This window comes from Mesorhizobium sp. M1348, from assembly GCF_040317925.1.
GTDB lineage: Bacteria > Pseudomonadota > Alphaproteobacteria > Rhizobiales > Rhizobiaceae > Mesorhizobium.
In genome coordinates, this window is the sequence record NZ_JAMYLH010000002.1 from 348,504 (window position 1) to 373,169 (window position 24,666).

Annotated in this window: 21 protein-coding genes and 1 pseudogene; 6 read left to right on the forward strand and 16 right to left on the reverse strand. The window is 62.9% G+C overall.

Features of this window, described 5'->3' with window-relative positions; genetic code table 11:
* Positions 1 to 81 precede the first annotated feature (81 nt).
* Positions 82 to 828: a gamma-glutamylcyclotransferase gene (locus NKH13_RS05775; RefSeq protein WP_352911162.1), complete on the forward strand. Its 747-nt coding sequence runs from the start codon at positions 82 to 84 to the stop codon at positions 826 to 828.
* Here NKH13_RS05775 and NKH13_RS05780 read toward each other — a convergent pair.
* From NKH13_RS05780 to NKH13_RS05810, 7 genes and pseudogenes are all read right to left on the reverse strand, one after another.
* The gene (locus NKH13_RS05780; protein WP_352911164.1) at positions 815 to 2,797 is read right to left on the reverse strand and encodes a glycoside hydrolase family 127 protein; all 1,983 of its coding nucleotides are present in this window, start codon (positions 2,795 to 2,797) and stop codon (positions 815 to 817) included. The two genes, NKH13_RS05775 and NKH13_RS05780, sit on opposite strands and share 14 nt — an antisense overlap.
* Before the next feature lie 28 nt (positions 2,798 to 2,825).
* Positions 2,826 to 3,683 (reverse strand): carbohydrate ABC transporter permease, encoded by an 858-nt coding sequence (locus NKH13_RS05785; RefSeq protein WP_352911166.1) that lies wholly within the window; start codon positions 3,681 to 3,683, stop codon positions 2,826 to 2,828.
* The gene (locus NKH13_RS05790; RefSeq protein ID WP_352911168.1) at positions 3,683 to 4,609 is read right to left on the reverse strand and encodes a carbohydrate ABC transporter permease; all 927 of its coding nucleotides are present in this window, start codon (positions 4,607 to 4,609) and stop codon (positions 3,683 to 3,685) included. Before NKH13_RS05790 ends, NKH13_RS05785 begins: the two co-directional genes overlap by 1 nt.
* Before the next feature lie 172 nt (positions 4,610 to 4,781).
* Positions 4,782 to 6,035: an ABC transporter substrate-binding protein gene (locus NKH13_RS05795; protein WP_352911170.1), complete on the reverse strand. Its 1,254-nt coding sequence runs from the start codon at positions 6,033 to 6,035 to the stop codon at positions 4,782 to 4,784.
* 70 nt (positions 6,036 to 6,105) lie between these two features.
* A complete protein-coding gene (locus NKH13_RS05800) occupies positions 6,106 to 7,155 on the reverse strand; it encodes a LacI family DNA-binding transcriptional regulator (RefSeq protein ID WP_352911173.1) in 1,050 nt (349 codons plus the stop codon).
* A gap of 249 nt (positions 7,156 to 7,404) precedes the next feature.
* Entirely contained in the window at positions 7,405 to 8,814 is a 1,410-nt protein-coding gene (locus NKH13_RS05805) for a DUF6600 domain-containing protein (RefSeq protein ID WP_352911175.1), read from the reverse strand.
* 204 nt (positions 8,815 to 9,018) lie between these two features.
* Positions 9,019 to 9,175 (reverse strand): annotated as a pseudogene (locus NKH13_RS05810) (LacI family DNA-binding transcriptional regulator); the annotation flags it as partial.
* A 363-nt stretch (positions 9,176 to 9,538) separates the two neighbouring features.
* Between NKH13_RS05810 and NKH13_RS05815 the strand changes: the two are divergent.
* Positions 9,539 to 10,525 carry a 5'-nucleotidase gene (locus NKH13_RS05815; RefSeq protein ID WP_352911178.1) on the forward strand — a complete coding sequence of 329 codons (987 nt, stop codon included), beginning with the start codon at positions 9,539 to 9,541 and terminating at the stop codon, positions 10,523 to 10,525.
* Positions 10,526 to 10,759: 234 nt separating this feature from the next.
* Here NKH13_RS05815 and NKH13_RS05820 read toward each other — a convergent pair whose 3' ends face one another.
* The 4 genes from NKH13_RS05820 to NKH13_RS05835 all read right to left on the reverse strand — a co-directional run bounded on the left by NKH13_RS05820 (position 10,760) and on the right by NKH13_RS05835 (position 13,381).
* The gene (locus NKH13_RS05820) at positions 10,760 to 11,392 is read right to left on the reverse strand and encodes a class I SAM-dependent methyltransferase (RefSeq protein WP_352911181.1); all 633 of its coding nucleotides are present in this window, start codon (positions 11,390 to 11,392) and stop codon (positions 10,760 to 10,762) included.
* Between the two features lie 108 nt (positions 11,393 to 11,500).
* Positions 11,501 to 11,914, reverse strand: coding sequence for a nuclear transport factor 2 family protein (locus NKH13_RS05825; protein WP_352911184.1), 414 nt, complete (start codon positions 11,912 to 11,914; stop codon positions 11,501 to 11,503).
* 83 nt (positions 11,915 to 11,997) lie between these two features.
* Complete coding sequence (locus NKH13_RS05830; RefSeq protein ID WP_352911616.1) at positions 11,998 to 12,597, reverse strand: NADPH-dependent F420 reductase; 600 nt, start codon at positions 12,595 to 12,597, stop codon at positions 11,998 to 12,000.
* A 31-nt stretch (positions 12,598 to 12,628) separates the two neighbouring features.
* Entirely contained in the window at positions 12,629 to 13,381 is a 753-nt protein-coding gene (locus NKH13_RS05835) for an SDR family NAD(P)-dependent oxidoreductase (RefSeq protein ID WP_352911187.1), read from the reverse strand.
* 185 nt (positions 13,382 to 13,566) lie between these two features.
* Here NKH13_RS05835 and NKH13_RS05840 point away from each other — a divergent pair, with 185 nt between their 5' ends.
* Positions 13,567 to 14,490 carry a LysR family transcriptional regulator gene (locus tag NKH13_RS05840; protein ID WP_352911619.1) on the forward strand — a complete coding sequence of 308 codons (924 nt, stop codon included), beginning with the start codon at positions 13,567 to 13,569 and terminating at the stop codon, positions 14,488 to 14,490.
* Positions 14,491 to 14,638: 148 nt separating this feature from the next.
* Here NKH13_RS05840 and NKH13_RS05845 read toward each other — a convergent pair whose 3' ends face one another.
* A complete protein-coding gene (locus NKH13_RS05845) occupies positions 14,639 to 15,538 on the reverse strand; it encodes an HNH endonuclease (protein WP_352911190.1) in 900 nt (299 codons plus the stop codon).
* A 626-nt stretch (positions 15,539 to 16,164) separates the two neighbouring features.
* Between NKH13_RS05845 and NKH13_RS05850 the strand changes: the two genes are divergently transcribed.
* The gene (locus NKH13_RS05850) at positions 16,165 to 17,895 is read left to right on the forward strand and encodes an adenylate/guanylate cyclase domain-containing protein (RefSeq protein WP_352911621.1); all 1,731 of its coding nucleotides are present in this window, start codon (positions 16,165 to 16,167) and stop codon (positions 17,893 to 17,895) included.
* A gap of 229 nt (positions 17,896 to 18,124) precedes the next feature.
* Positions 18,125 to 18,667 (forward strand): dihydrofolate reductase family protein, encoded by a 543-nt coding sequence (locus NKH13_RS05855; RefSeq protein WP_352911192.1) that lies wholly within the window; start codon positions 18,125 to 18,127, stop codon positions 18,665 to 18,667.
* Between the two features lie 191 nt (positions 18,668 to 18,858).
* On the opposite strand, the gene NKH13_RS05860 is transcribed toward NKH13_RS05855, so the two are convergent.
* Positions 18,859 to 19,761 (reverse strand): LysR family transcriptional regulator, encoded by a 903-nt coding sequence (locus NKH13_RS05860; protein WP_352911193.1) that lies wholly within the window; start codon positions 19,759 to 19,761, stop codon positions 18,859 to 18,861.
* Between the two features lie 146 nt (positions 19,762 to 19,907).
* On the opposite strand from NKH13_RS05860, the gene NKH13_RS05865 reads away from it, so the two are divergent.
* Positions 19,908 to 20,804 (forward strand): MBL fold metallo-hydrolase, encoded by an 897-nt coding sequence (locus NKH13_RS05865; protein WP_352911196.1) that lies wholly within the window; start codon positions 19,908 to 19,910, stop codon positions 20,802 to 20,804.
* A 91-nt stretch (positions 20,805 to 20,895) separates the two neighbouring features.
* On the opposite strand, the gene NKH13_RS05870 is transcribed toward NKH13_RS05865, so the two are convergent.
* The 3 genes from NKH13_RS05870 to NKH13_RS05880 all read right to left on the reverse strand — a co-directional run bounded on the left by NKH13_RS05870 (position 20,896) and on the right by NKH13_RS05880 (position 24,666).
* Entirely contained in the window at positions 20,896 to 21,765 is an 870-nt protein-coding gene (locus NKH13_RS05870) for a patatin-like phospholipase family protein (protein WP_352911199.1), read from the reverse strand.
* The gene (locus NKH13_RS05875; protein WP_352911202.1) at positions 21,762 to 23,012 is read right to left on the reverse strand and encodes a M16 family metallopeptidase; all 1,251 of its coding nucleotides are present in this window, start codon (positions 23,010 to 23,012) and stop codon (positions 21,762 to 21,764) included. Before NKH13_RS05875 ends, NKH13_RS05870 begins: the two co-directional genes overlap by 4 nt.
* 289 nt (positions 23,013 to 23,301) lie before the next feature.
* The gene (locus NKH13_RS05880; protein ID WP_352911205.1) at positions 23,302 to 24,666 is read right to left on the reverse strand and encodes a M16 family metallopeptidase; all 1,365 of its coding nucleotides are present in this window, start codon (positions 24,664 to 24,666) and stop codon (positions 23,302 to 23,304) included.

Consider the following 24,666-nt stretch of genomic DNA (forward strand, 5'->3'; position numbering starts at 1 on the left):
TCCCGATACCGCGCCGGTGTATTCGGCCCTTGAGAATCCTCCAGCCTTCGGCAACATGGCGGCAAAGCTGAGAGCATGAGGATGAGTAAGGTCATTTCCGCCGCATCGCGGCGTCGGTCGGCGCCGCGCAAGTCACCGATGGCGCTGACCGAGGCGCTGGTCGCCCGCACCTTGCGGGCGGTCGAGGACGCCGGGCCGACGCCGGGCATGGTCTACATGACCGATGCCGATTACGCGCGCATTCGCGACGAGGTGCTGGCCGGCGCGCCGGCCGGGCCGGTGAAGCTGTTCGCCTATGGTTCGCTGCTGTGGAAGCCGGCCGGCGAGGTCAGGGGTGGCGAACGGGCCGTGGCGACGGGCTGGCACCGTTCGTTTTGTTTTACGGTGCAACGCTTCAGGGGCACCGTCGAGCAGCCCGGCCTGATGATGGCGCTCGACCGCGGCGGCCAATGTCAGGGCATGGTGTTCGAGATCGCCGAGCCCGTGGCGGCCAATCTCGAAGCGCTGCTGCGCCGTGAGATGACCATCCTGCCGGCCGTCAACGTGCCGCGCTGGCTGCAGGTCAGGACGGGCGACGGCATGGGCCAAGCGCTTGGTTTCGTTGTCGATCCCGCCAATCCGCGCTATGCCGGCAAGCTCGAAAAGCGAGCGATAGCGGCGACCCTGGCCACGGCCGTCGGCCATTGGGGTTCAGGCGCCGAATATCTGTTCGAGACCATTCGCCATCTCGACGCGTGCGGCATCCGCGACCGCAATCTCTGGCAGCTGCAGGAGCTTGTGGCCGAGGAGATCGGTCGGGCGCCGCCGTCGGGCTTCATTCGTCCCTGAGCCAGACCAGCATCTCGCCGGGGTCGCGGTTGTCCCAGGCGAAATACGGCACGGCGGTGATTTTTGCTTCCTCGACCGCCGGCGGTTCGGTGCGGTAGAGCCCCTCTTCCCAGTTTTCCAAAGCCTCCTTTTTGGCAATCGCCGAAAGCGTGACGACACCGCCCAAAAGGTTCGGCTGCTGATGCGCCTCGATGTCGGCCGTTCGCGGCAGGGCGATGCGGTGCAGCTGGCTGGAATTGTCGGTCTCCTCGACGCAATAGATCAGCGGTCCGCGTGCCAGTGCGACACGGCCGATATCCTGCCGCACCTGCGGATTGGCGTAGAGGCGGTCGACGGCCATTTCGAGGTCGAGCTCGACGCGGTCGCCCTTGCGCCATTCGCGGCGGATCGCGGCATAGCCGTCGCTGGTGATAGCATCCAGATGGACATCGGCGCCATTGACCTTAAGCGCCGCCTTGCGGCACCAGGCCGGCAGCCGCAGATGCAAGGTGAACTCGGTCGGAGCTTCCGGTTCGACGGAGATCGAGACCGCGCCGTCCCAGGGATAGTTGCTGGTTTGGGTGAGCTCTATTTGCGTCCCGGCGATATCGAAACGAGCCGTGCCGTTTCCATAGAGATGGACGGCAAGTGCTGTGTCCGACAGGCCGTAGAAATAGCTGCCGATCGAGGCGACCATGCGGCCGACATTGGGCGGGCAGCACGGGCAGCGGTGCCATTTCCAGCGGTGGTGGGCGCCGCGGCTTTCGAGCGGATTTTCGTAGAAGAACAGCGAGCCGTCCAGCGACAGGCCGGAGATCGAGCCGTTGTAGAGGGCCCGCTCCATGATGTCGGCGTAGCGCGCATTGGGACCCATGCCGAGCATGCGGCTTGCCCAGAACACCAGGCCGACCGAAGCGCAGGTCTCGGCATAGGCGGTATCGTTGGGCAGGTCGTAATCGGCGGTGAAACCCTCATTGTGCGAGGACGGCCCGAGGCCGCCGGTGACGTAGAGGTTCTTGGTCATGAGATCGTCCCACAACCGGTCGAGCGCCACCCGCAGCGTGTCGTCGCCATATTCGGTGGCGATGTCGGCCATGCCCGAATAGAGGTACATCGCACGCACCGCGTGGCCGACGACCTTGTCCTGCTCGCGCACCGGCTTGTGCGACTGGTTGTATTCGTAGGTTTTGAAATGATAGGCCTTGGGGTCGGCGCCGCGGGCGCGCGCCTCCTCGTCGAAATAATGCGGCTGCTGGCCCCGCTGGTCGATGAGGTATCTGGCAAGCTCCATGTATTTGCGCTCGCCCGTCACCCGCGCCAGCTTGACCAGCGCCAGCTCGATCTCCTCATGGCCGCAATAGCCCTTCTTCTTGCCGGGCTCGGGACCGAACGTCTCGGCGATATGGTCGACATAGCGGCACATGATGTCGAGCAGCTTGCGCTTGCCCGTGGCCTGGTAATAGGCGACCGCGCCTTCGATCAGGTGGCCGGCGCAATAGAGCTCGTGGCAATCGCGCAGATTGGTCCAGCGCAGGCCGGGCTGGATGCGCTGGTACCAGCTCGACAGATAGCCGTCGGGCTGCTGCAGCTTGCCGTACATGTCGATGACGGCGTCGATCTTCTTCTCGAGCTCGTCGTTGCGGCGGCGGTAGAGCGAATAGGCGGCGGTCTCGATGGTCTTGCCCCAGTCCGAGTCCCAGAACATCTGCGTGGTCACCGTCGATCCGGTGAACTCGTTGCCGGCGGTTGCCGCCTCGTCCGGTGAGGGTGAGTGGAACGGAATGACGACGCCGGGCGATGGCCGGTCCGGGTCGATCTGCTCGAGCATGCGCGCCTCGACGCAGCGGTCGTAGAGGATGCCGGCGGTTTTGCTCGCGACTGCATCGACGCGGTCGCCCCAAAAGCCGCGCACATCGACCTGCGGCACCGGCAGCGGGCGGAAGGCGAGTTTCGGCTTGGCGCCCTGACTGGCGGATTGCGATGCGGTCATCAATTTACTCCGGTTCGATTTCTTGTGGTCACTTGACGGCCCCTGCCATCAGGCCGCGGATGTAGAAGCGCTGCAGCAGCAGGAAGAGCACCAGGCACGGTACCATCATGACGGTGACGCCGGCCTGCACGGCGCCCCAGTCGATGGCGCCGAAGCGGCCGGACTGCAGTGCGGTCATCATGATCGGCAGCGTGAATTTCGACTGGTCGGTCATCAGCACCAGGGCTGCCAAAAACTCGTTCCAGGCGCCGAGGAAGGCAAACAGCGCGATGGTGACGATGCCCGGCCAGACCAGCGGCAGCATCACCCTGAGCAGCATGGTGACATTGTTGGCGCCGTCCATGCGCGCGGCCTCCTCGATCTCGCGCGGCACCGCGTCGAAGGCGTTGCGCATCATGAAGATCGAGAACGGCAGCTGCAGCGTGACGTAGACGCAGACCAGCCCGGTCAGTGTGTTGTGCAGGCCGATTTTTGTCAGCACCAGGAAGATCGGCGTCAGGATCGACTGGAACGGGATCATGATCGTCGACAGGATGACGACGAACAGCAGGTTCTTCAGCGGAAAGCGGAAGCGCGAAAAACCGTAGCCGGCGAGCACGCTGACGATCACCGACAGCACCACCGTCATCACCGAGACATAGATGCTGTTTTGCGCCGGCAGCCACAGGCCATCGCCGAAGGTGTTGAGCGTGGCGTAGTTCTCAAGCGAAAACCCAGTCGTCGGCCAGGGCGGCAGCGGCGGCTGGCGCGCCTCCTGCGCCGGCTTGAAGGCCGAAAGCACAGTCCAGGCGATCGGCGCCAGGAACAGAATGGATGCGGTGATGCCGGTCGCATGCTCGGCGATCTGCATGCCGATGCGGCGTTTGCGGCTCCTTGCCTGCGCCATCAGTCGACCCCCTCTGGCTGGCGCAGCAGCCGCAGCTGGATGAGGCTGAGCGCCACCAGGATGACCAGCAGGATCATCGAAAGGGCCGCGCCGTAGCCGAGCTTGAACGACACGAAGGACTGGTTGAAGATCCAGTAGACGGCGGTCAGCGTCTGGTTGCGCGGGCCGCCGCGCAGGATGATGTAGAACTGGTCGAAGGCGAGGATCGAGCCGGCCACCGACAGGATCAGCGCCAGCGCCAGCGTGCGGCGCATCAGCGGCAAGGTGATGGCGCGGAAACGCGCGAATGGCCCTGCCCCGTCGATCATCGCCGCCTCTTGCAGATCCGGCGGGATCGACTGCAGCCCGGTCATCAGGATGATCATGGTGAAGCCCGCCACCTTCCACACCACCATGGCGATGATCGACCAGAAGGCCGGTTGGAAGGTCGCCAGCAGGTTGAATTTCTTCTCGGTCAGGCCGAGGTCGAAAGCGGCCGGGCTGAACAGGCCGGAATCGACGTTGAGCAGCCACGACCACAAAAGGCTCGCCGAGGCGAAGCCGATGACGGCCGGCATGAAGAAGGAGGTGCGGTAGAAGCCGGTCAGCTGCCGCGGCCTTTCGATGAACAGCGCCAGCGGAAAGGCGACGGCAAAGATCGCGATCGTCACCACCACCGTGTAGTAGCCGGTGAACTTCAGCGCGTTCCAGAAACGCGTATCGCGCAGGATCGCCCAATAATTGTCGAGGCCGACAAAGCTATGCGCGCCCATCAGCGGCCAGTTGTGCAGCGACATCCAGGCGGTCATGCAAAGCGGCACAATGAAGAAGACGACGACAAGAGCGACGGCCGGCGCGACATAGAGCAGGCCGATCCACTGCCGGCGCCCGGCGCCGACGAGTTTTCTGGGGCGCGCCGGGGCGGAGATTGCTGTGATGGTGGTCATGCGGGTCTTCCATTGGTGGGACGTCCCCCTCCCCCTTGAGGGGAGGGTCCGGCCGAAGGCCGGGGTGGGGTCGCCTGCGAAGTGCTCCAACAGAAAAGAAAGCGTCGAGCACTGCCGCAACGACCCCACCCGGACCTTCGGTCCGACCTCCCCTCGAGGGGGAGGTGGCGCTTTACTTCTGCGGCGCCGAATCGATGATCGACTGCATGGTCTCCTGCGCATTGGCGATGGCGCCGTCGACGTCTTCGCCGAAGAAGACCTCGTTCATCATCTGGTTCCACGGACCGTTGGCCGAGTTGATCAGGTCGTTGAACACCACCGAATAGGGCGTGCGGCCCTTGCCCATGGCTTCGGCGGCGACCTTGTAGCGCGGGTCGAGGTCCTTCAACGCCTCATTGGCGATGTCGCCTCGCACCGGCAGGCTGCCGTATTTCGCCAGGATGGTCTGGCCTTCGAGCGAATAAGCGAAGTCGAGGAACTCCTTCACCACCGCGACCTTGGTGGTGCCTTTGGTGACGACGAAATTATCGCCGCCGGCAAACGACGACCAGCCGCCATCCTTGCCCGGCAGGAAGGTGATGCCGTAGTCGATATCGGGATATTGCGTGTTGAGCGCGCCGATGGCGAAAGCGCCGGAGGGCGAGATGCCGATATTGCCGGTGGCGAAGGCGGCAAAGAAGTTGGAGCCGGTGTCGGTCTGCGCGCCTGAAGGCACCAGGTCCTTCTTGACCATCGAACGGTAGAGGTCGATGGCGCCGCGCATCTGCGGCGTGTCCAGCGTCGCCTTCGAGCCGTCCTCCGTCAGGATGTCGCCGCCCGAGGCCCAGATCAGCGGCGTGAAGGTGAAGATGTTGCAGCCGCCGCAATTGCCGGAGAAATAGAAGCCCTTGATGTCGCCGCCGAGCGCGTTGACCTTTTCGGCATCGGCTTCGATCTCGGCCCAGTTGGTCGGGCCTTTTTCAGGGTCGAGGCCGGCCTGTTTGAACAACTTCTTGTTCCAGATCAGCACCGAGCTATCGGCCGAGAACGGCAGCCCGTAGATGCGGCCCTTATAGGTGCCGGTCTTGACATGCGCCGGCGACAGGCTGGCGAAATAAGGCAGCGATTTCGCCCAGTCGGTGATGTCCTCCAGCTGGCCTGCGGCGGCGAAGGACGGCGTGTAGATCAGGTCGAGCGACAGCGCGTCGGGCGCCGTGCCGCCGGCGGCGGCCGCACCGTATTTCGGGATGATTTCGGCGTTGGGGATGATGTCGAGCTTGATCTGGTTCTGATGCCCCTTGTTGAAGGCATCGACGATGCGCGGCATGAAGTTCGAGCCGTCGGCGCGAACCCAGATGTTGGCGGTGTCGGCGGCGGCCGAGCCGGCTGTTGCCAGCGTGCCCAGAATGCTCGCGGCGATGGCGAGCCCGGTAATGGTGGTTCTCATGCTTCTCCTCCACATGGTTCTAATTTAGCCGCGCCCCCAAGCAGGTGACTATCGACACGGCCCGTTTCGTTCAGCCGTCCGGCGGACGGCCGCATGACTGACGCACCACCAGCCGGCACGGCAGTTTTCTGATGCCCGGCAAAGCGGGTTCGCCGCCGACGAGCGAAAGCAGGGCAAGGCCGGCCTCGCGGCCAAGTGCTGCGAGATTCATATCGACCGAGGTCAGCGGCGGGCGGGTCGCCTCGGCGACGATCTGCCAATTGTCGAAGCCGATGACGCCGACCTCGTCCGGCACGCCGATACCGCGCTCGCGCAAAGCGTCGATGACGCCGCGCGCGATCTGGTCGTTGCCGCAAAACACCGCATCGGGCTTTTCGCCCGTGCCGTCGTCGCCGTCGAACAGTTTTCTGACCGCCTCATGCCCCCAGGCTTCCGACCACGGGCCGAGCAGCGGCTCCATGACGGGCAGGCCGTTCTCGGCCAGCACCTCGCGATAGGCCTGCGCCCGCGCGTGCACCACGGCAAAACTTGCGGGACCGCTGACATGGGCGATGCGCCGCCGCCCGAGGCGGCAAAAGTGCTCGACCGCCAGCCGCGCCCCGCCGGCATCGTCGGATACGAACGCGATGGCGTTGGGATCGGGCTCGGTGAAGGCGTAGATCGCCGGAATGCCGAGATTGGCGAGGTCGACCGGCAGATGGCGGTCGATGCGCTTGCCGGTGGCGATGATGCCGTCGACGCGCTTGTCGAGCATGGCATCGACATGCAGCTGGGCAAGGCGCGGGTCGTCCTCGACATTGCACAGGAACACCGAGACGCCGGCATCGACCAGCGCATCGGAAACGCCGGCCATCAGCGGCAGCGAAAAGCGGCCATAGGTGTCGTTGGTCAACAGCCCGACGGTAAAGGAGCGCCGCCGCAGCAGGCTCTGCGCCAGGCTGTTCGGGCGAAAGCCAAGCCGCTGCGCCGTCTCGCGAATACGGGTCCGCGTCTCGGCCGTCATCCGCCCTTGCCCGTTCAGCGCTTTTGACGCCGTGGCGACGCTGACGCCGGCAATGGCGGCCACCTCGCGCAAGGTGACCGGCTGTTTGGCGGGCGTTGGCTGCGCATCGGACGCCATGATTTGGATTTCGATCCTCCCATTGAGAAAAGCTTTTCTCTTATGGCCCCTGCGGGTGCTGAATGGTGGGGTCAGCGGCTGCGGGGCGATTTGGGAAAAGGTTTTCTCAGAGGGAGATTAGGACGAAGGATGTGGGGATGGCAAGGGGGAATGGCCTGGTTGTTCGGGCAGGCAACTGCGAATGTCTGCCCTAGGTCCACGACGGGCACCGCGATCGAATAATCGCGGTGCCGAAGTCTACCCGCAGAGCTAGCAGTTCTCAGTCTGTGGATCGCACGCCTTGTTTTTCTGTTTCTGTGGCTTGGGCTTGACCGCCTGCTCGGGCTCGGCCTGCTGCTGCTCGGCCGCTGGCTGCTCCTTGGCCTTCCGCTTCTCAGGCTTGGCAGCCTGCTCCGGCTCAGCCTGCTGCTGCTCGGCAGCGGGCTGCTTCTTGGCCTTCCGCTTCTCAGGCTTGGCCGTCTGTTCGGGCTCGGCCTGCTGCTGCTCGGCGGCGGGCTGCTTCTTGGTCTTCGGTTTCTTAGGCTTGGCCGCCTGTTCCGGCTCGGCCTGCTGCTGCTCGGCGGCGGGCTGCTTCTTGGTCTTCGGCTTCTCAGGCTTGGCCGTCTGTTCGGGCTCAGCCTGCTGCTGTTCCGTGGCGGGCTGCTTCTTGGTCTTCGGCTTCTCAGGCTTGGCCGCCTGCTCGGGCTCAGCCTGCTGCTGCCCGGCGGCGGGCTGCTCCTTGGCCGTCGGCTTCTCAGGCTTGGCGGTCTTTTCCGGCTCGGCCTGTTCGCTCGTTGCTGCGCCTTCGGTCGGCTTCGATTTGCGGCCAGCCTGAACCTGCTTCACCTCCTCGATGTCTTTGAGCTTAGCTGGTTTGGCATCGGCATCGGCTTTCACCTCACCTTGAAAGACCGTGACCGTATCGTTTTCCAATTTGCCGGACTGCTCGGGCGCGTCGGTCTTGCTGACCTTGACGGCAGTCACCTCCTGGTTCGTCTCCTTCTCGATCACATCAACATCAATGACTTTGTTGATCACCACATTGTTCTGGATCGTCACGTCGCCGGCCGGCTCGGCCGCCTCGACGATGCGCACAAACTCCGGCTCATCCCGGATAACGACGGTAGAAATGTCCGCAGCAAGGAATTCGCGGGTGGGGACCACAACCCAGTAATAATCCGGCGTCGTGTCGAAGGTCACCTCGATTGAAATCAAATCCGGATCGCGGCGCGGCGGCAGCGGAGCCCAAATCATGTGCTCCCTGTCACGACGCCAACTCACCCATGCCGGCGCCCAACGGGTGCCCGGAACCCAGTACCAGCCGATATCGTCGGCATAGCCCCACCGGCCGTAATGGTACGTCGCCCAGCCGAATGGCTCGTCGGATATCCACAGCCAGCCATACTGCTCGGTATAGGCCCAGTGTCCAACGGTATACGGACGCCAACCGTCAGGTACATCAACCGGCACGAAAACGGTCGCTCCGTGATACGAGACCCAATCACCATAGGAAGACAGGTCTTCGTAGAATGTGCTGATCGAAACGGTGGTGGCAGCCCTTGCCTCGGACACAAGCGACAACGGCATGATCGGGTTGGGAATTTGGACGACCGTGAGCAGACAGGCGGTTACGCCGCCGAGCATCAGTCGCACCGCAATTTGGGCAAGGACGCGTTTCATCGTAATCTTCCTCCGAAACAGATCGCCCTTCATCCTACAAACCCGCCGGCTGCCGGATTGTTCCACTTTGCTGACGTTACCCGCATCCCCTCCGGCAACGGCTTGGCATCGCACCATGATACCAAATATCAGAGTTGCTTCATGAGGGCGGTGACCGTCACAAATGCGCGGCGAAGGCGCGGCGATAGGTCGTTGGTCAGCGGGCCCGACGGTAAAGGAGCCGCCGCAACAGGCTCTGCGCCAGGCTGTTCGGGCGAAAACCCAGCCGCTGCGCCGTCTCACGAATCCGCTCGCGCGTCTCGGCAGTCATCCGCCCCTGCCCGTTAAGCGCTTTTGAGGCGGTTGCAACGCTGACGCCGGCAACGGAGAGGCCAGTAGCGTGTCGATTTGGGTGGTTGGCGACGCTTGAAGGACTGAGAAAAGGTTTTCCCAGAGGAGGTTAAGATGCGAATGCTGGGAATGCAAGCGGGTATAGTGGGGTGGGTGAGGCGAGCAGCGGTTACCAGTCAACGACCGCCTTGCGCCCAAGAACAGACGCTCGCGGCCAGCGCGGAGTTTGAAAACCCTCAAGCAGCGGGCGATTAGTCGCTTGACTGATAGGATGATGGCAACCCAGTTGTGGTAGTAGACTTAGGTAAGTTAATCACACGTCTCCAATGCTTTGAAATACGCAGTTGTGAAAAGGGGTTCCTCCAAGGCGGGCCCAGGTCGGGAGTTAGCGCACATGGAAGTCATGGATGCCGCGCTTAGGGCCGAGGACGACAAGGGAAATCGCGATCCAGCGGCTGCGCTTAGATCTAGCCCTCTCCGCATCGGTATCTCTACGCGCGCGCTTTTTGACTTGGAGGAAGAGCATCGCATATTCGAGGAGTACGGCGTCAAGGCTTATGCCGCTATGCAGCTCGAACGGGAGGGAGTCATCCTCGGCAGGGGCGCCGGCTTCGAGGTGGTCGAGCGGTTACTCGCGCTGAACGATCCCGGCGCGGCGCCTTATGTCGAGGTGATCCTCTTGTCGCAGAATTCGCCAGACCTCTCGCTCCGGGCCTTCAAGTCGATCGATCACCACGGGCTTGTCGTTAAGACGGGTAGTTTTACTAGCGGGCGGTCGCTTGCGCCCTTTGTACCGGCGTGGGGCATCGACCTATTTCTCTCGAACGCGGACGCGGACGTAAAAGGAGCGGTAATTGGCGGTGCGGCTGCCGCCCGGCTCGGCTTGGCACCTAAGGACCGTGCCGAAACGCCCTCGGGCGAGGTCCGGGTCGCGTTCGACGGCGATGCTGTCGTGTTTGGTCCCGAGTCCGACGCGATCTACAAAGAGGATGGATTGGACGCCTTCCTAGCTCATGAGACCGCGAACGCGAGCAATCCAATGGCGCGCGGCCCGTTTGGAAATTTTCTTCATAAGCTGTCCGCGTTGCGGCGAGTTTTCCTGGATGAGGGTAACGTAAGCAAGGTCCGCATCGCACTAGTCACGGCTCGGAACGCCCCTGCCCACGAGCGTGTCATTCGCACGCTGAGGGCTTGGGGGACACCTGCCGATGAGGCGCACTTCGTCGGAAGCCGTGAGAAAGCACCTATATTAAAGGCACTCGGTGCGCACATTTTCTTCGACGACCAAGAGAAGCACGTACTCGGCGCGGCGGCAGTGGTCCCCGCCGGCCATGTTCCTGGACCGCACGATCCGGCTGCACCGGTGATACCGGCAGGTTGACTCGGCGTGTTTTAAGATCGCGTCTCTCTTGGTCCAAGGTCAACAAGGCGCCACGAGCGGACGCTTGGCGAGTATGACCCGAGCGTCTCGATTGGGCCGTTAGCGGACGATCCGGTTTCAACCAACTTCTGCGGTAAAGCGGTCGTTCCGAAACCGACCCACAATGGGTCGTCGCATTTGTCAAAGCCGCGTCCCGTGCGAGAGCCGACCTCATCGTTGGCGAGTGGCCTAGTGTCAGATCTTCAAAAACCGATAGGCGAAGCGATCGGTCTCGCCCTTGATCGAGGGATCGAAGACCTTGATCGAGTGCGAATCGTCCTTGTTCGCGAGGATGGTGCTTTCCGCGTCCAGTACGAAGCCAGCCGCCTCCACCTCCTGCCGAACGGATGCAGGCTCAATACGATGCAGCGACTGGGGGTCGCTCGTGCCCGCCCCGACGGCGGCGGCGTGGTCTACGATGACGTAGGACCCACCGGGCTTCAGCCGCTCATAGACCGCTCGATTGAACTGGGCCGCCGTCGCGCCCCTGGCCTGAATCAGCGCGGTGTGGAGATCGTGGTAGAACAGGTGCAACCACAGGACATCCGCTGGCTGCGTGACCTCCGGCATCGCCACGAGGTCCGCCGAGACGGCCTCGACGTTCCCTCGGCCCGGCTCCTTCGAGAGCGTCTGGATGCGGCCGACCGGATCGTTCTTGAAGTGGGCGACCTCGGCCGGCACGAAGCTGTAGACCCGCCCCTCTGGTCCGACGATGTCGGAGAAGAGGCGCGTCCAGTCTCCGTCGCCAGGGTACACGTCGATGACGGTGGAGCCCGCATCGATGCGGGCGAACCGGATCAACTCGGATAGCTTGGATTGGTCGTACATCGGAATCTCCCTTACGGTTAGGCATTCGACGAGCGGGCGGCGTGCGAGGCGGGCAATCCACGGCTGATCCACCGTCTACCCCGAGCCGATGGCCGCAGAGGGCCAGCGCTACGCGAGCCCGGACGCGTCCATCTGCGAGGCCCGGGCCAGTGCTTGCGTGTCGACATATTCCCGGATGTTGGTCAGCCTACCATCCCGGACCGTGATGGCGAAGATCCAGTCGTCCTCGAACGTCCTGTTCGTAGCTTTGATCTTTCCCCTCGCGAAGCCGACGACGAGGACCCGGTCTCCTTGCGCTACGAACTCCCGGGGTTCCGTGGACGTTTCTATCGACTTGGATGCCGTCTCAAGCAAATCCGCCATCCCGGCGTGTCCGTGGCGCGTTCCGGCCAGCGGCCAGTCCTCGCCCGGGATGATCCACTCGATGTCTTCGGCGGCCAGCGCCAGCAGAGCCTCCCTGTCGCCGCGGCCGATCGCGGCGAAGAAGTCCTTCACCGTCTGGATGTTCTTCTCAATGCTCATGGAACTTCTCCATTTCGCACGGATCGCATCGTGCTCGATCCGATCCGTGCATCGTGGCCCTGCCGGTTGGCACGTCGTGTTCATCAGTCGAACTTGACCAAGTCCTTGAAGATCAGTTGACCCCAGCTATTTCCGCGCGCCTGGACTAGCAATCCGCCTTCCGAAAGCCCGCCAAGTTTGATCGGCGCGAAACCGAGCTTTTCCGCGAGCGCACCAATCTCCGCTGCGGCAGCGTCATCGTCGCTCGCCAGGAACACGACTCTCCTGCCACCATGCACGGCCGGGTCTTGGTCAAGGGTGGCAGCGATCAAATGGTTGAAGCCCTTGACCAGTCTTGCGCCAGTGAAGGCCTGTGCGACGAACTTGGACGAAGGCTGTCCTCCCAGTTCCTCAGGGGGCACGCCGTAGGCATTGGTCACATCGATGATCGTCTTGCCCTGCCAGCTGGGGAGCGCCTTCGCGACATCCGGGTGCGCTTCGAAACGGACCGCCAAAAAGATGATGTCCGCCTTGACCGCTTCCGCCAGTGTTTTGGGGATGATCGTGGGTCCGATCGCGGCCGCGTCGGATGCAAAGCTTTCCGGGTCGCGCGTGATTGCCACGGACACTTCGATGCCCTTGCGGGCAAACGCCTTGGCGAGAGCGTGACCGATCTTGCCGAAGCCGATAAGTGCGTAACTCATAATGCTTCTCCGATCCTGTGTTAACGCCGGGTCAGACCTGCGCCATGCCTCCATCGACCGCCAGATCCACGCCGGTGATGTAAGAACTTTCATCTGAGGCGAGGAAGGTGACGGCAGCCGCAATTTCCTCTGGCTTTCCCCTGCGACCCATTGGGATCTGTGACGCAAACTGGGCGGCCGCTTGCTCGGCTTGCTCGGGGGTAAGGCCTGTCGTTGTCTCTAAGGCGGGGGTCTCGATTGGCCCGGGGCTCATCGCGTTCACGCGGATTTTGCGGTCTTTCAGCTCCAGTGTCCAAGCGCGCGCAAAGTTGCGCACAGCAGCCTTACTCGCGGCGTAGGTGCTAAACCCTGGAACCCCCAACACGTTCGACACTGAAGAGTTCAGGATAATCGAACCGCCGTCTTTGAAGAGAGGAAGGGCCTTCTGCACCGTAAAGAACAGACCCTTCACGTTCACATCGAAGGTCTGGTCAAAATGGGCCTCAGTAGCGACCGCGAGCGGTGCGATTGTCCCTGCGCCCGCGTTCGCGAAGAGAATGTCGATGTGACCATGTTTCTCTTTCACGATGGCATAGAGGTGGTCCAGATCTTCCAAGCGCGACACGTCGCCGACGACCGCCGTAACGTTTCTCGTAATGAAGGCTGCGGCCTCCTTCAGCTCTTTCTCTCTTCGCCCGGTGATCACGACGTGCGCACCTTCTTCCACGAAGCGCTTGGCTGTCGCTAACCCGATCCCGCTGCTTCCGCCCGTGATGACTGCGATTTTACCTTCGAGTGCTTTCATAATCTTTTGTCTTTCGCTGATTGGCTGTACGGTGAGGTTTCATCGAGATCCTCAAAATGGGTTCGCCGAAGTCAGGCGGTGAGTGCGGAATCGCGCACATCGGTGGTGCGAAAATGATCCAGCTACTACAGATCAGTGTGTTAGAATGGGCTTGGAAGGCGCACCGCGCGGTGCCGGATTGCACCATGATCGACTGGGATGACATTCGCTACTTTCTTGCCGTCGCGCGCGGAGGCTCGGTGCGGGCTGCCGCCAAGCGCCTCGGCGTCAACCACGCGACGGTGCTGCGACGCATCGCCCAGCTCGAGGACCGCCTCGGGGCGCAGATGTTCGAAAAGCTGCCTTCGGGCTACCGCCTGACGGCTGCGGGCGAGGAGGTCCTCGAGCTCGCGAACCAGATGGAAGCGTCGTCGCACCAGCTGGAGACGCGCGTCTTCGGGCGCGACCAGAGCGTGCGCGGGCTTCTGCGGGTGACGTTGGCTCCGTCCCTCGCGACACACCTGCTCATCGCGGACTTCGCCGATTTCGCGCGTCTGCATCCGGACATCGAGATGGAGATCTTGTCGTCCGGCGAGCTCGCAAATCTGACCAACCGAGAGGCCGACGTCGCCATCCGCGTCGTCTACGACCGCAAAACCCTGCCGCTCAATCTTCACGGCCAGAAGGGACCGGAGCTGTTCGGCGGCGTCTACATGTCCTGCGATCGACTAGCCGCATGGCGTGCGGGCGCGCCTGATCCCATCCGGTGGATCGTCATAAGCATTCATGGAATTCCGGAATGGGCCAGCGAGGGTGAGGTTCGCACCACGAGGATCCCATTCAGGACCACGGACGGCGAGGCGCAGATCGCTGCTGTACGGCAAGGGCTCGGGATGACGACACTGCCGTGCTTCATTGGCGATGCCGACCCCCTACTGGTGAGGGTGCCGGGCACCGATCTGCACATGTACGGAACGCTCTGGCTTCTCACACAGGGTGAAACACGCAAGACGAAGCGCGTGCGGCTCTTCACGGAGTTCGTATCCCGCAGGCTCGCCGCGTACGCTCCGCTTCTCGGAGGGCTGTCCATATCGCGCGAGGCGACGGTGCAGCTGTCGCCGGCTACATGACCGAATGGCGGCTTCTAGGAGCAAGGAAACTTTGGCACGAATGACCGAATGTAAGGCGCATTGCTGCCATTCGAGAAGCGGACAATGAAGGTCGCCAAGTGGTCAAAAGTGGCCGTTCCAACTCACCCACCAACACGCCGGCGGCGCCTCACTGCTTAAAGCAGTTCTCGCGGTGCCACTGCAAGAAACGAGGATGCGGGCGCTCAGACTGTCGGCGAGGCGGAAGTGCACGGCGAGTCTTGTTTGCGAACGCCTGCACGCTGTCGAGGTCATTAACCTGTCGCGAGATCAGGATTTCCAGATCGTCGGATAGGCTGATCAATCCGCGATCGAACATCCAATGCGCTGTACCGGACAGTGCGATCCCATTGTTGACAATATCGGGACCGTTCGCTTCAACCGGTCGAATATGCGCCGCGGAAACCTCTGCTCGGCCGCCGCCATTTATCAACTTGAGTCCCGTAATCGCGCAGCGTTCGTCATAGGCACGCAAGACGATGCGGCGGAAAATACGATCTCGTACGATTCGTGACCCAATGTAACTCACGCGGTCACGGCTCTGCTCGAACTCGAACGGCGCTGGCTCATCCTGAAAGCCAAGCGACGTGCCGCTCTCATCAACGCGCGGCAGCAATAACTCATTACTGTCCAAGCCGAGATCGATAATGCGGTTGAAGTCGGTTGGACTGATTGGCCGGACCGCCGATTGGGCGCGACCGGAAATCCGCCCTTCGTCGTTAAGTACACTCTTCTCAACGATGCCATTCGCGCCGTTAAACGGAACAGGATTGACGAAATCGAGGTAGGTTCCGGGCTCGATCAGAGCGAGGTACATATCAGGCTTCGCAGGATCGGGGATGACCTGTTGGACTTTGGCTACGGCGAAATAGCCGCGGCTCTCTTCTACCTTGCTGGGCTCATAGTAGATGATCCAGTCGCCGACGCATGCTTCAACCCGGCGCAGATATTGGCTAGGAAACTGGTATTGCTCAGCCGGGTGGTCTTTGTAGATCGAATCTGACCGGTGAATGAAGACCCCGAACCCCATGATCTTTCTACAATTTGTTCTTTGGAGATGCCTGCCCCAGGTAATATCATCCGACCTTGGGAGCTTAGTCCAGGTCGGAGAAGCTTTTCCCCACCTATCGGTCTTTGGAAGCTAATGGGGAACGCCCCTCCCCATGACAGAACGCGGCTCTAATTCACCGGGCCTGTCGCAAAAGCCCCGTCCCATCCGTCCCCCGACAGAAACGACCCCCCATGAGAAAACTCATCATCAGCGAATTCATCAGCGTCGATGGCATTGCCGAGGTCGAGAAGCTGCCGGGCGTGACCTGGAACGATGAAATGCAAAAAGTTCAAGGATGACGAGCTGGCCGACAGCGGCGCCATGCTTTTGTGCGCACGACCTATGAGATTTTTGCCGGCTCGTGGCCTAAGGAGACCGGAGACTTCGCCGACCGGTTCAACGCGCTGCCGAAATATGTCGCGTCGACGAGTTTGACGCCGCGTGGATCGGGGCGTCTCCGGCGATTGATGCGATCGAGTTCGCAGCCACCAGGCGGAAGGCGCCCTTTCTTGCTGCTGCGGTAGGAAGACTTCGTGATTCAGCCACCAACCCAAATTGCTGGATTTGGCAGCCCAGGAAGTATAGGCTTGGTTTTTGGTTCAGCGATGGAACAGAGACTAGCCGCAATTCTGGCTGCCGATATGGCGGGCTACAGTCGGCTAATGGAGGCCGACGAATCCGGCACGCTCGCACGCCTTCGCACCCATCGCATAGAACTGGTCGATCCCGCCATCGCGAAGAACAAGGGCCGGATCATCAAGACCACCGGAGACGGCATGCTCGTTGAGTTCCAGAGCGTGACCGATGCCGTGAAATGCGCCGTGGAAATCCAACAGCGCATGAAACGGCGCAATTCGGATGTGCCGCAAGAACGGCGCATCGAATTCAGGATCGGCATAAATCTCGGCGACATCATTTTCGACGATGATGATATTTTCGGCGACGGCGTCAATATTGCCTCGCGCATCGAGCAACTCGCCGACGTCGGCGGCATCTGCGTGACCGCAGCGGTGGCGACCCAAATTGCCGACCGTCTCGAAATTGCCATGGAGGACCTGGGCGAGAAGACGTTAAAGAACATCAGCCGCCCGGTTCGCCTCTATCGCGTTGGGTTTGACAGTCCTGTCCTGCCACAAGTCGAGGCAAAGCGATCCATCTCGAAACCTTCGATAGTGGTGCTGCCATTCAGCAACATGAGCGGCGACCCCGAGCAGGAATTTTTCGCGGACGGACTGACGGAGGACATCATCACGGAACTGTCCCGCCACCATGAGCTGTTCGTCATCTCGCGCAATTCCGCCTTCGTCTACAAGAACCGCGCCGTGAATGTGCGCGAGGTGGCCGAAAAACTCGACGTCCAATACCTGGTGGAGGGAAGCGTCCGCAAGATCGGCGACAGGGTGCGCGTGACGGTTCAGCTCATCGACACGGCGAATGACGCTCATATCTGGGCAGACAAATATGACCGGAAGCTGGACGACATATTCGCGATTCAGGATGAGGTGACCGCGGCGATCGCAGCCACGCTGCCCGGTCGTGTCGAGGCGGCTCAGCGGGACCAGCTCGCGCGGGCGAAACCTGCAAATATGGCCGCGTATGAATGTGTGCTTGCTGCCAAGGTGCTGCATCACCGAAGCACGATTGCGGATAATGAACGCGCGCAAACCTTGATAGAGAGGGCCGTCGCGCTCGACCCCGATTATGCCCATGCCCATGCCTGGCGGGCCTGCATTCTTGGCCAGGCCTGGGTCCATAACTGGTGCGAAGACAGGGATGCCGTCTGGAACAACATTAAGGCAGCGCTGGACAGGGCGCTGGCGCTGGACAACAACGATGCCGATGTCCACCGCATCCTCGCCGCAGTGAACGTGAACAACAATGAGCTGACCACAGCGCGCTACCATCAAGAGCGGGCGCTGGCCCTCAATCCCAATTACGACCTCGTGGTGGTGCAGCAAGGCGAGTTATTGACGTGGCTGGGGAGGCCGGAAGAGGGAATTGAATGGATCCGCAAGGCAATGCAGTTGAACCCGCACCACCCGGAGAGGTTCTGGAGCCATCTGGGAAAGGCGCATTTCGCCGCGCGCCAGTATGGCGAGGCGATCGAAGCTTTCATGCATCTGTCAACCATGGACTCGGTTCAGCACGCTTTCGCCGCTGCCTGCTACGGCTGGCTCGGCGACGAAATCGCGGCCGCGGCGCATCTAGGCAAGATCAGAACGCTCGATCCCCAATTCGACCTCGATTCATTTATCGCCACCCTGCACTATGCCCAGGAGTCTGATGTGCAGCACGTCCGCGAAGGACTGCTGAAAGCCGGTATTGCCCACCTGTAGGCAGCCGGTAACTACGAACCAGATCCAATCGGGGACAGGCAAAAAAGACCGGCCTCCGATACGGACCTTGTGGCATGACTGAACGACGGGCAGGCCGGAGAAGCTTCTCCCACGGTATCGGTCTTTGGAAGCGAACAGGGGAAAGCCCTGCCCCTGAAAAAGCGCCGCGCTAGTTGATGGCGCAGTTCGCACAAGACCCGCGCCCGCCTCCGGCAGAAAGGAACCCGCCATGCGAAAACTCATCGTCACCGAATTCATCAGCGTCGATGGGATCGCCGAGGTCGAGAAGCTGCCGAGCGTCGCCTGGAACGACGAGATGCAAAAATTCAAGGACGACGAGCTTGCCGATAGCGGCGCCATGCTTTTGGGGCGCACGACCTATGAGATCTTTGCCGGCTCGTGGCCCAAGGAGACCGGAGATTTTGCCGACCGCTTCAACGCACTGCCGAAATATGTCGCCTCGACCAGCTTGACGGCGCTCGACTGGCAGCCGGCAGAGCTGCTGACTGGCGCCTTGCCGGACGCGGTCAGAGGGATGAAGCAAGGCAGCGGCGGCAACATCTATGTGCATGGCAGCCTCAGCGTCGCGCAGGAATTGCTGCGCCACGGCCTTGTCGACCGCATCAGGCTGCTCAGCTACCCCGGTGCCGTCGGCCAGGGCAAGCTGCTGTTCCCGCCCGGCGCGCAATTGCCGCTCGAGCTGATTTCGGCCAGGCAATTCAGCAACGGCGTGGTGGCGCTGGAATATGCGGCTGGAATGGGCAAGCCGTGATGAAGGCTAATCTCCCCCCTTGAGGGGGAGATGGCCGGCAGGCCAGAGGGGGGCGGTTCGACCGGGCGCGGCCTGCCTCTTGCGTCGGTGGGGGTTGGCGCATTACGCGAGACGACCCCCTCTGGCCTGCCGGCCATCTCCCCCTCAAGGGGGGAGATTGGCAGCTTCGGCCAAGGGCGCCTCGCCCAAATCTACCGCCCCCGCCCGCCTGCCTCCACCTTCTGCACGGCCGCAATCAGCATCTCGACAAACCTCATCACCTTGGGCGGGCGGAAGCGGGCGGCGGGGTAGACTGTGTAGATGCCGCCGGAGGGCAGCCGCCACTCGGGCAGGATCTGCACCAGCCGCCCGGCGGCCAGCTCGTCCCGCACCAAAAAGTCCGGCAGCACCGACAGGCCGGCGCCGGCGCGGACCGCCGCCAGCACTGCCGGCGTCGCGTCGATCGCAATCGTTGCCTGCATGCGCACGGCCTGCTCGTCATCGCCGCGCGAAAATTGCCATAGCAGCGGTTCGCGCAGCGCCATGTTGGCGACGAAGGGCAGCCCGGCAAGATCTTGCGGTTCGCCGGCGGTGAACCGGCCTGCAAAGCCGGCGCCGCATACCATGAATTGTTGGAAGGTGCCGATGCGCCGCGCCTGCAGGCTGGAATCGGCCAGCCAGCCGACGCGGATGGCCACCTCGATGTGGCCGGAAACCAGGTCGATCGTCTCGTCGCCCAGCGTCAGCTCCACCCGGCAGGCGGGATAGCGCGCGCTGAAGGCGGCGACCACCGGCACCACCGCCGACGTGCCGTAGTCGTTAGACGCGGCGATGCGCAGCGTGCCGGTCGGCTCGGCGGCGGCCTGCGCGAGCTCGTCGAAGGCATCCTCGGCCTGCTGCAGGACCTGCAGGCAGCGGGCATGGAATGTCCGGCCGGCCTCGGTCGGATGGACGCGCCGCGTCGTGCGGATCAGCAGCGTCGTTCCGACATCGCGCTCCAGCCGAGCTACCTGCTGGCTGACGACCGCCTTGGTGATGCCCAGCCGCTCGGCGGCCCGCGTGAACGATCCGGCATCGACCACCGCTGCGAAATAGGCCAGACGGTTCAGGTTCATGCTTCGCTCATGGCAGGTGCAGCTCATTGTCAGGCAATGGCATACATTACGTCTATTTTGTCGGCCTTCAATACGCATTCCGCTTTTGCAATCTTGCGGGCATCGAGGCTGCGCGCCGCCGAGTTCCGCATTCCCAGGAGACATCCATGTTCACACGGAGAGCCATCATGAAAACCACCCTCGCCGCCGGCGCTGCCGCGGTCTTTGCTCCCGCCGGGCTCGGCCATGCGGCCGGCGGGCTTTCCTGGAAGCATTTTCCCGCTGGGCAAAACGGCTTCTTTCGCGCCCCGGTGCTGGTCTCCGGCGCCGCCGAAGCCGTGCTGATCGATGGCGGTTTCACCTACCCCGACGGCCGGGCCGTGGCCGAGGCGATCAAGGCGACGGGCAAGACGCTCACCACCATCTATGTCAGCCAGTCCGACCCGGACTATTATTTCGGCCTCAAGCCGATCAGGCAGGCGTTCCCGCAGGCACGGGTGATCGCCGCGGCCGAGACGGTGGCCGCCATCAACGGCAATGTCGAAAAGAAGCTTGCCGTCTGGGGGCCGCAGCTGAAGGAGAATGGCCCGCAGGCGCTGGCCGATGTCGTCATCCCCGAAGCGTTCGACGGCAAGGCGCTCAGCGTCGATGGCGAGAGCATCGAGATCGTCGCCGCGGAAGGCCTCGCCAACCGGCGCTATCTCTTCGTGCCGTCGCTGAACGCGGTGTTCGGCGGGGTGATGATCTTTGCCGGCGTGCATGTCTGGACCGCCGACACGCCGACCAGGGAACTGCGCGCCGCCTGGCTTGCCAATCTCGAAAAGATCGCGGCGCGCAAGCCGGCGATCGTCGTGCCCGGGCACATGGCCCCTGAGGCCGCTACGGACCTTTCGGGCGTCGAGCACACCAGGGCCTATCTCGTCGCTTTCGAGGAAGAACTGGCCAAGGCCAAGGACGCTGCCGCGCTGAAGAGCGCCATGGAAGCCCGCTTCCCCGGCCTCGGCATGGGCGTCGCGCTCGACATCGGCTCCAAGGTCGCCACCGGCGAGATGAAGTGGGGCTGAGATTGGCGCCAATCTCGAGCTGATCCGCGCCACTTACGAAGGATACACGCTCATGGTCCAGCGGGCGCTGACGCCCGACGACTGACGGCTGTCATCCGCCGAGACGGTTTGTGCGCTTGCTGGTTTCGGCCTTGGTGCAGGCCTCGACCGCCTTTTCGATCTCGCGCTTCAGTTGGTCCTTGATCGCCACCGTCTCGGCCATCAGCGCCTCGACCTTCATGAAATCGAGCACCCGGTATTTCGACACCGCCGGCCGGATCAGAATGTCGGGCCGGCTCTGGTTGAGCTTGCTGGCGATGATCGACTGCATCATCAGCTGCGTGGCGCCGAACATCAGGTCGACGGAGGTCGGGAATTTGCGCCCGGCCTCGGTCGGCGCGCCGACCACGTCGACGGCAATGATGATGTCGGCGTCGAGCTCGATGAGGTCGAACGGCACGGGATTGTAGATGCCGCCGTCGATCAGCAGCCTGCCGTCGCGCATCACCGGGCGGAACACCGCCGGGATCGCCGCCGAGGCGGCCAGCGCCGAATGCAGCTCGCCTTCGTCGAGCACCGCGAGCTTGTGTCCGTAGAAATCGGTTGCCGTCACCTTCAGCGGTATTTTGAGTTCGGCGAAGGTCTCGGGAATGGCGTCGGGGAGGAATGCCTTGAGGATGCGCTCGACATTGAACTGGCTGACCCGCAAGCCGCCCTGCACCGCCTCGGCAAAAGTGCCGGGCCGCGCCCGCCACATGCGCGTCGCCACTTCGGCGCGGCGGCCGAGGATCGAGCGCGTATAGTCGTGGATGTCCTTGCCGGTCATGCCCGAGGCCATGCCGGCGCCCATGATGGCGCCGATCGACGAACCGGCGATTGCCGCCGGCCTTATGCCCAGCTCGTCCAGCGCCTCGATGACATGGATATGCGCCAGCCCACGCGCGCCGCCGCCGCCAAAGGCGATGCCGAAGCTAGGGCTCATCCCTTGTTGGCCGCGCCGAGCTTCGGCCCGACCACCATGACCGCCGGCTCGGCGGAGAGCAGCTTCTTCGCCGCCGCCTTGACCTGGTCCAGCGTCACCGCGTTTATCAGCGCGGCACGGCGCTGCATGTAGTCAATGCCGAGCTTGCCGAGCTGGATCTCGACCAGCGTTGAGGCAATCGCGCCGGAGGAATTCAGATTGTTGATGGCATAGGCACCGATCATGTATTTCTTGGTCGCCGCCAGCTCGGCTTCGGTCGGCCCCTCCTCGGCCATGCGCTTGACCACGTCGCGCACCACAGCCAGCGTCTCGGCCGCCCTGTCGGCGCGGGTCGAGGTGGTGATGGACAGCGCCTCGGAATGCTGGTGGTCGACGAGGTCGGAGCTGACGCTATAGGCCAGGCCGCGCTTCTCGCGCACCTCGTCGAACAGCCGCGAGGTGAAGGTGCCGCCGCCGAGGATCTCGTTCATCAGCACGGCGGCGAAGAAGTCCGGCGCATTCCGCTTCACGCCGGGATAGGCGAGTTGCAGCGAGGCCTGCGGCTGGTCATAAACGACCTCGAGCTGCTGGCCGAGCTTCAGGTCGATGTCGGGAACGGGCGTAAGCGCCTGCTTTTCCGGCAGGCTGCCGAACACCAGGTCGAGCTTCTGCTTCAGCGTCTCGGCGTCGATGGCGCCGACCACCGCGACATGCAGGCCGTTGCGGGCGAAATTCGCCTTGTGGAAGGCGCTGAGATCGGCCGGCGTGATCGTCGCGATGCTTTGCCTGGTGCCCTGGTCGGGCCGCGCATAGGGATGCCGGCCGTAGATCGCGTCCAGCCATTTGCGTTGGGCGAGCGTGTCGGGATCGCGCTCGTTGGCGATGATGCCGGACAGGATCTGCGAGCGGATGCGGTCGATCGGCACCTGGTCGAAGCGCGGCTGGTTGACCGCCACGCGCAACAGGTCGAAGGCGCCGTCGCGCTGCTCGGCCAGCATGCGCATCGAGCCGTAGATGCCGTCGCGCTGCGCATCGAAGCTCATCTCGGCGCCGACATCGTCAAGCTTGATCTGGAAGGCCTCGCTGTCGAGGTTGCCGGCGCCTTCGTCGAACAGGCCGCTCATCAGATTGGCAAGCCCTTCCTTGCCGCGCGGATCCTGCGTCGCGCCGCCATCGAAAACGAAACGAATGGCGACGATCGGCACCGAATAATCCTCCACCAGCCAGGCGGTGATGCCCTTCGACGAGGTCACCTCCTGGATGTTCATGGCGGCGCGGGCGGAAAGCGCCGGCAGGACGAGGAAGACGAGGGAGAGGATGAGGGTTGCTAGAAGAGGACCGGCGTGCGCGCGCTTCCCTTCTCCCCTTGTGGGAGAAGGTGGATCGGCGCGAAGCGTCGAGACGGTTGAGGGGTGTTGGACGGAGTGCCGTTGGTGCCAAGCTGGAACACCCCTCATCCGACCGAGCTTCGCTCGGCCACCTTCTCCCACAAGGGGAGAAGGGGAGGAGCCCACGAGGGGAGAAGGCAGAGCGGGACCATGCTGGCTCATCATCAAATCAATTCCCAGCCTGGGTTTGCGGCAGAAGATAGCCGGTCGTTGCGTGGTCGAGATTGAGATAGCGGGCAGCGACCGCCTTGACCTGGTCGGCGGTGACCTTGCGGATGCGGTCCGGCCATTGCTGGACATCCTGGACGTTACCGCCGGTGGCGAGCGTCGAGCCGTAGATGTTGGCCATGTCCTCCTGCTTGTCGCGGGCAAAGATCATCGAGCGGACGAAACGGTCCTTGGATTTTTCCAGCTCGTCGCTGGTGACGCCGTCTTTCGCGATGCGGGCGATCTCGGCGTCGACCGCGGCTTCGATGTCGGCAAGCTTGGCATCGCCGCGCGGCGCGCCATAGACGGTGAAATTGGTGTCGTCGAGCATGGTGCCCTGGAAGAAGGCGCCAGCCTCGGCGGCGATGCCTTGCCTGACGACAAGCTCCTGGTAGAGCCGGCTGCGGTTGCCGCCGCCAAGGATTTCGGACAGAACGTCGAGCGCTTCGGCTTCGCCCGGTTTTGCCGTGTGATAGGACGGAACCACCCATTGCGTGGTGAAGCTCGGAACGCTGACGCGCCCGTCGGTCAGCGTCACCGTACGCCTGGTGTTCTGTTCCGGCTCGACCGGGCGGATGCGCGGCGGCAGATCCGGGCCGCGCGCGACCTTGCCATAGGTCTTTTCGGCCAGCGCTTTGACCGTTTCCGGCTCGACATCGCCGGCCACCACCAGCACGGCGTTATTGGGCGTGTAGTATTTGTTGTAGAAGGCCATCGCGTCGGTGCGGTTCAGCTTCTCCATCTCCTGCATCCAGCCGATGACCGGAATGCGGTAGGGCTGGTTCTGCCACAGCGTGGCGTCGATCTCCTCGTCGAGCACCGCCTGCGGATTTGAGTCGATGCGCGAGCGGCGCTCCTCGAGGATGACGTCGCGCTCGGTCTTGATGACATCGTCGTTGAGGATGAGATTGCGCATGCGGTCGGCCTCGAAGCCCATCATCTCACCGACCGCCTGCGGCACCACCGTCTCGTGAAAGGCGGTGTAGTCGTAGGAGGTGAAGGCGTTGTCCGAGCCGCCGATGGAAGCGACGGCGCGGTCGAGCTCGCCGGCCGCATGCTCGCTGGTCGCCTTGAACATCAGATGCTCGAAGAAATGGGCAATGCCGGACTTGCCCGGCGGCTCGTCGGCGCTGCCGATCTTGTACCAGACCATATGGGTGACGATCGGGGCGCGGTGATCGGGGATGACGACGACCTCCATGCCGTTGTCGAGCAGGAAATCGGTCACGACGCTATCGTCAGGATTGTTATCCGCCAGAGCCGGCGCGGCCATCACCAGAGCCAGTCCCAAGAGCGTTCCGCGCAGCCATTCAGCCTGAAATGTCAT

Bases quoted from the DNA above. Each gene is read 5' to 3' on its own strand.
- NKH13_RS05875 (WP_352911202.1), bottom strand. From the start codon at position 23,012: ATGAACATCCAGGAGGTGACCTCGTCGAAGGGCATCACCGCCTGGCTG.
- NKH13_RS05845 (WP_352911190.1), bottom strand. From the start codon at position 15,538: ATGGGGTTCGGGGTCTTCATTCACCGGTCAGATTCGATCTACAAAGAC.
- NKH13_RS05850 (WP_352911621.1), top strand. From the start codon at position 16,165: ATGGAACAGAGACTAGCCGCAATTCTGGCTGCCGATATGGCGGGCTAC.
- NKH13_RS05815 (WP_352911178.1), top strand. From the start codon at position 9,539: ATGGAAGTCATGGATGCCGCGCTTAGGGCCGAGGACGACAAGGGAAAT.
- NKH13_RS05870 (WP_352911199.1), bottom strand. From the start codon at position 21,765: ATGAGCCCTAGCTTCGGCATCGCCTTTGGCGGCGGCGGCGCGCGTGGG.
- NKH13_RS05790 (WP_352911168.1), bottom strand. From the start codon at position 4,609: ATGACCACCATCACAGCAATCTCCGCCCCGGCGCGCCCCAGAAAACTC.
- NKH13_RS05775 (WP_352911162.1), top strand. From the start codon at position 82: ATGAGTAAGGTCATTTCCGCCGCATCGCGGCGTCGGTCGGCGCCGCGC.
- NKH13_RS05830 (WP_352911616.1), bottom strand. From the start codon at position 12,597: ATGAGTTACGCACTTATCGGCTTCGGCAAGATCGGTCACGCTCTCGCC.
- NKH13_RS05840 (WP_352911619.1), top strand. From the start codon at position 13,567: ATGATCGACTGGGATGACATTCGCTACTTTCTTGCCGTCGCGCGCGGA.
- NKH13_RS05855 (WP_352911192.1), top strand. From the start codon at position 18,125: ATGCGAAAACTCATCGTCACCGAATTCATCAGCGTCGATGGGATCGCC.
- NKH13_RS05820 (WP_352911181.1), bottom strand. From the start codon at position 11,392: ATGTACGACCAATCCAAGCTATCCGAGTTGATCCGGTTCGCCCGCATC.
- NKH13_RS05780 (WP_352911164.1), bottom strand. From the start codon at position 2,797: ATGACCGCATCGCAATCCGCCAGTCAGGGCGCCAAGCCGAAACTCGCC.
- NKH13_RS05825 (WP_352911184.1), bottom strand. From the start codon at position 11,914: ATGAGCATTGAGAAGAACATCCAGACGGTGAAGGACTTCTTCGCCGCG.
- NKH13_RS05795 (WP_352911170.1), bottom strand. From the start codon at position 6,035: ATGAGAACCACCATTACCGGGCTCGCCATCGCCGCGAGCATTCTGGGC.
- NKH13_RS05800 (WP_352911173.1), bottom strand. From the start codon at position 7,155: ATGGCGTCCGATGCGCAGCCAACGCCCGCCAAACAGCCGGTCACCTTG.
- NKH13_RS05860 (WP_352911193.1), bottom strand. From the start codon at position 19,761: ATGAACCTGAACCGTCTGGCCTATTTCGCAGCGGTGGTCGATGCCGGA.
- NKH13_RS05835 (WP_352911187.1), bottom strand. From the start codon at position 13,381: ATGAAAGCACTCGAAGGTAAAATCGCAGTCATCACGGGCGGAAGCAGC.
- NKH13_RS05865 (WP_352911196.1), top strand. From the start codon at position 19,908: ATGTTCACACGGAGAGCCATCATGAAAACCACCCTCGCCGCCGGCGCT.
- NKH13_RS05805 (WP_352911175.1), bottom strand. From the start codon at position 8,814: ATGAAACGCGTCCTTGCCCAAATTGCGGTGCGACTGATGCTCGGCGGC.
- NKH13_RS05785 (WP_352911166.1), bottom strand. From the start codon at position 3,683: ATGGCGCAGGCAAGGAGCCGCAAACGCCGCATCGGCATGCAGATCGCC.
- NKH13_RS05880 (WP_352911205.1), bottom strand. From the start codon at position 24,666: ATGACATTTCAGGCTGAATGGCTGCGCGGAACGCTCTTGGGACTGGCT.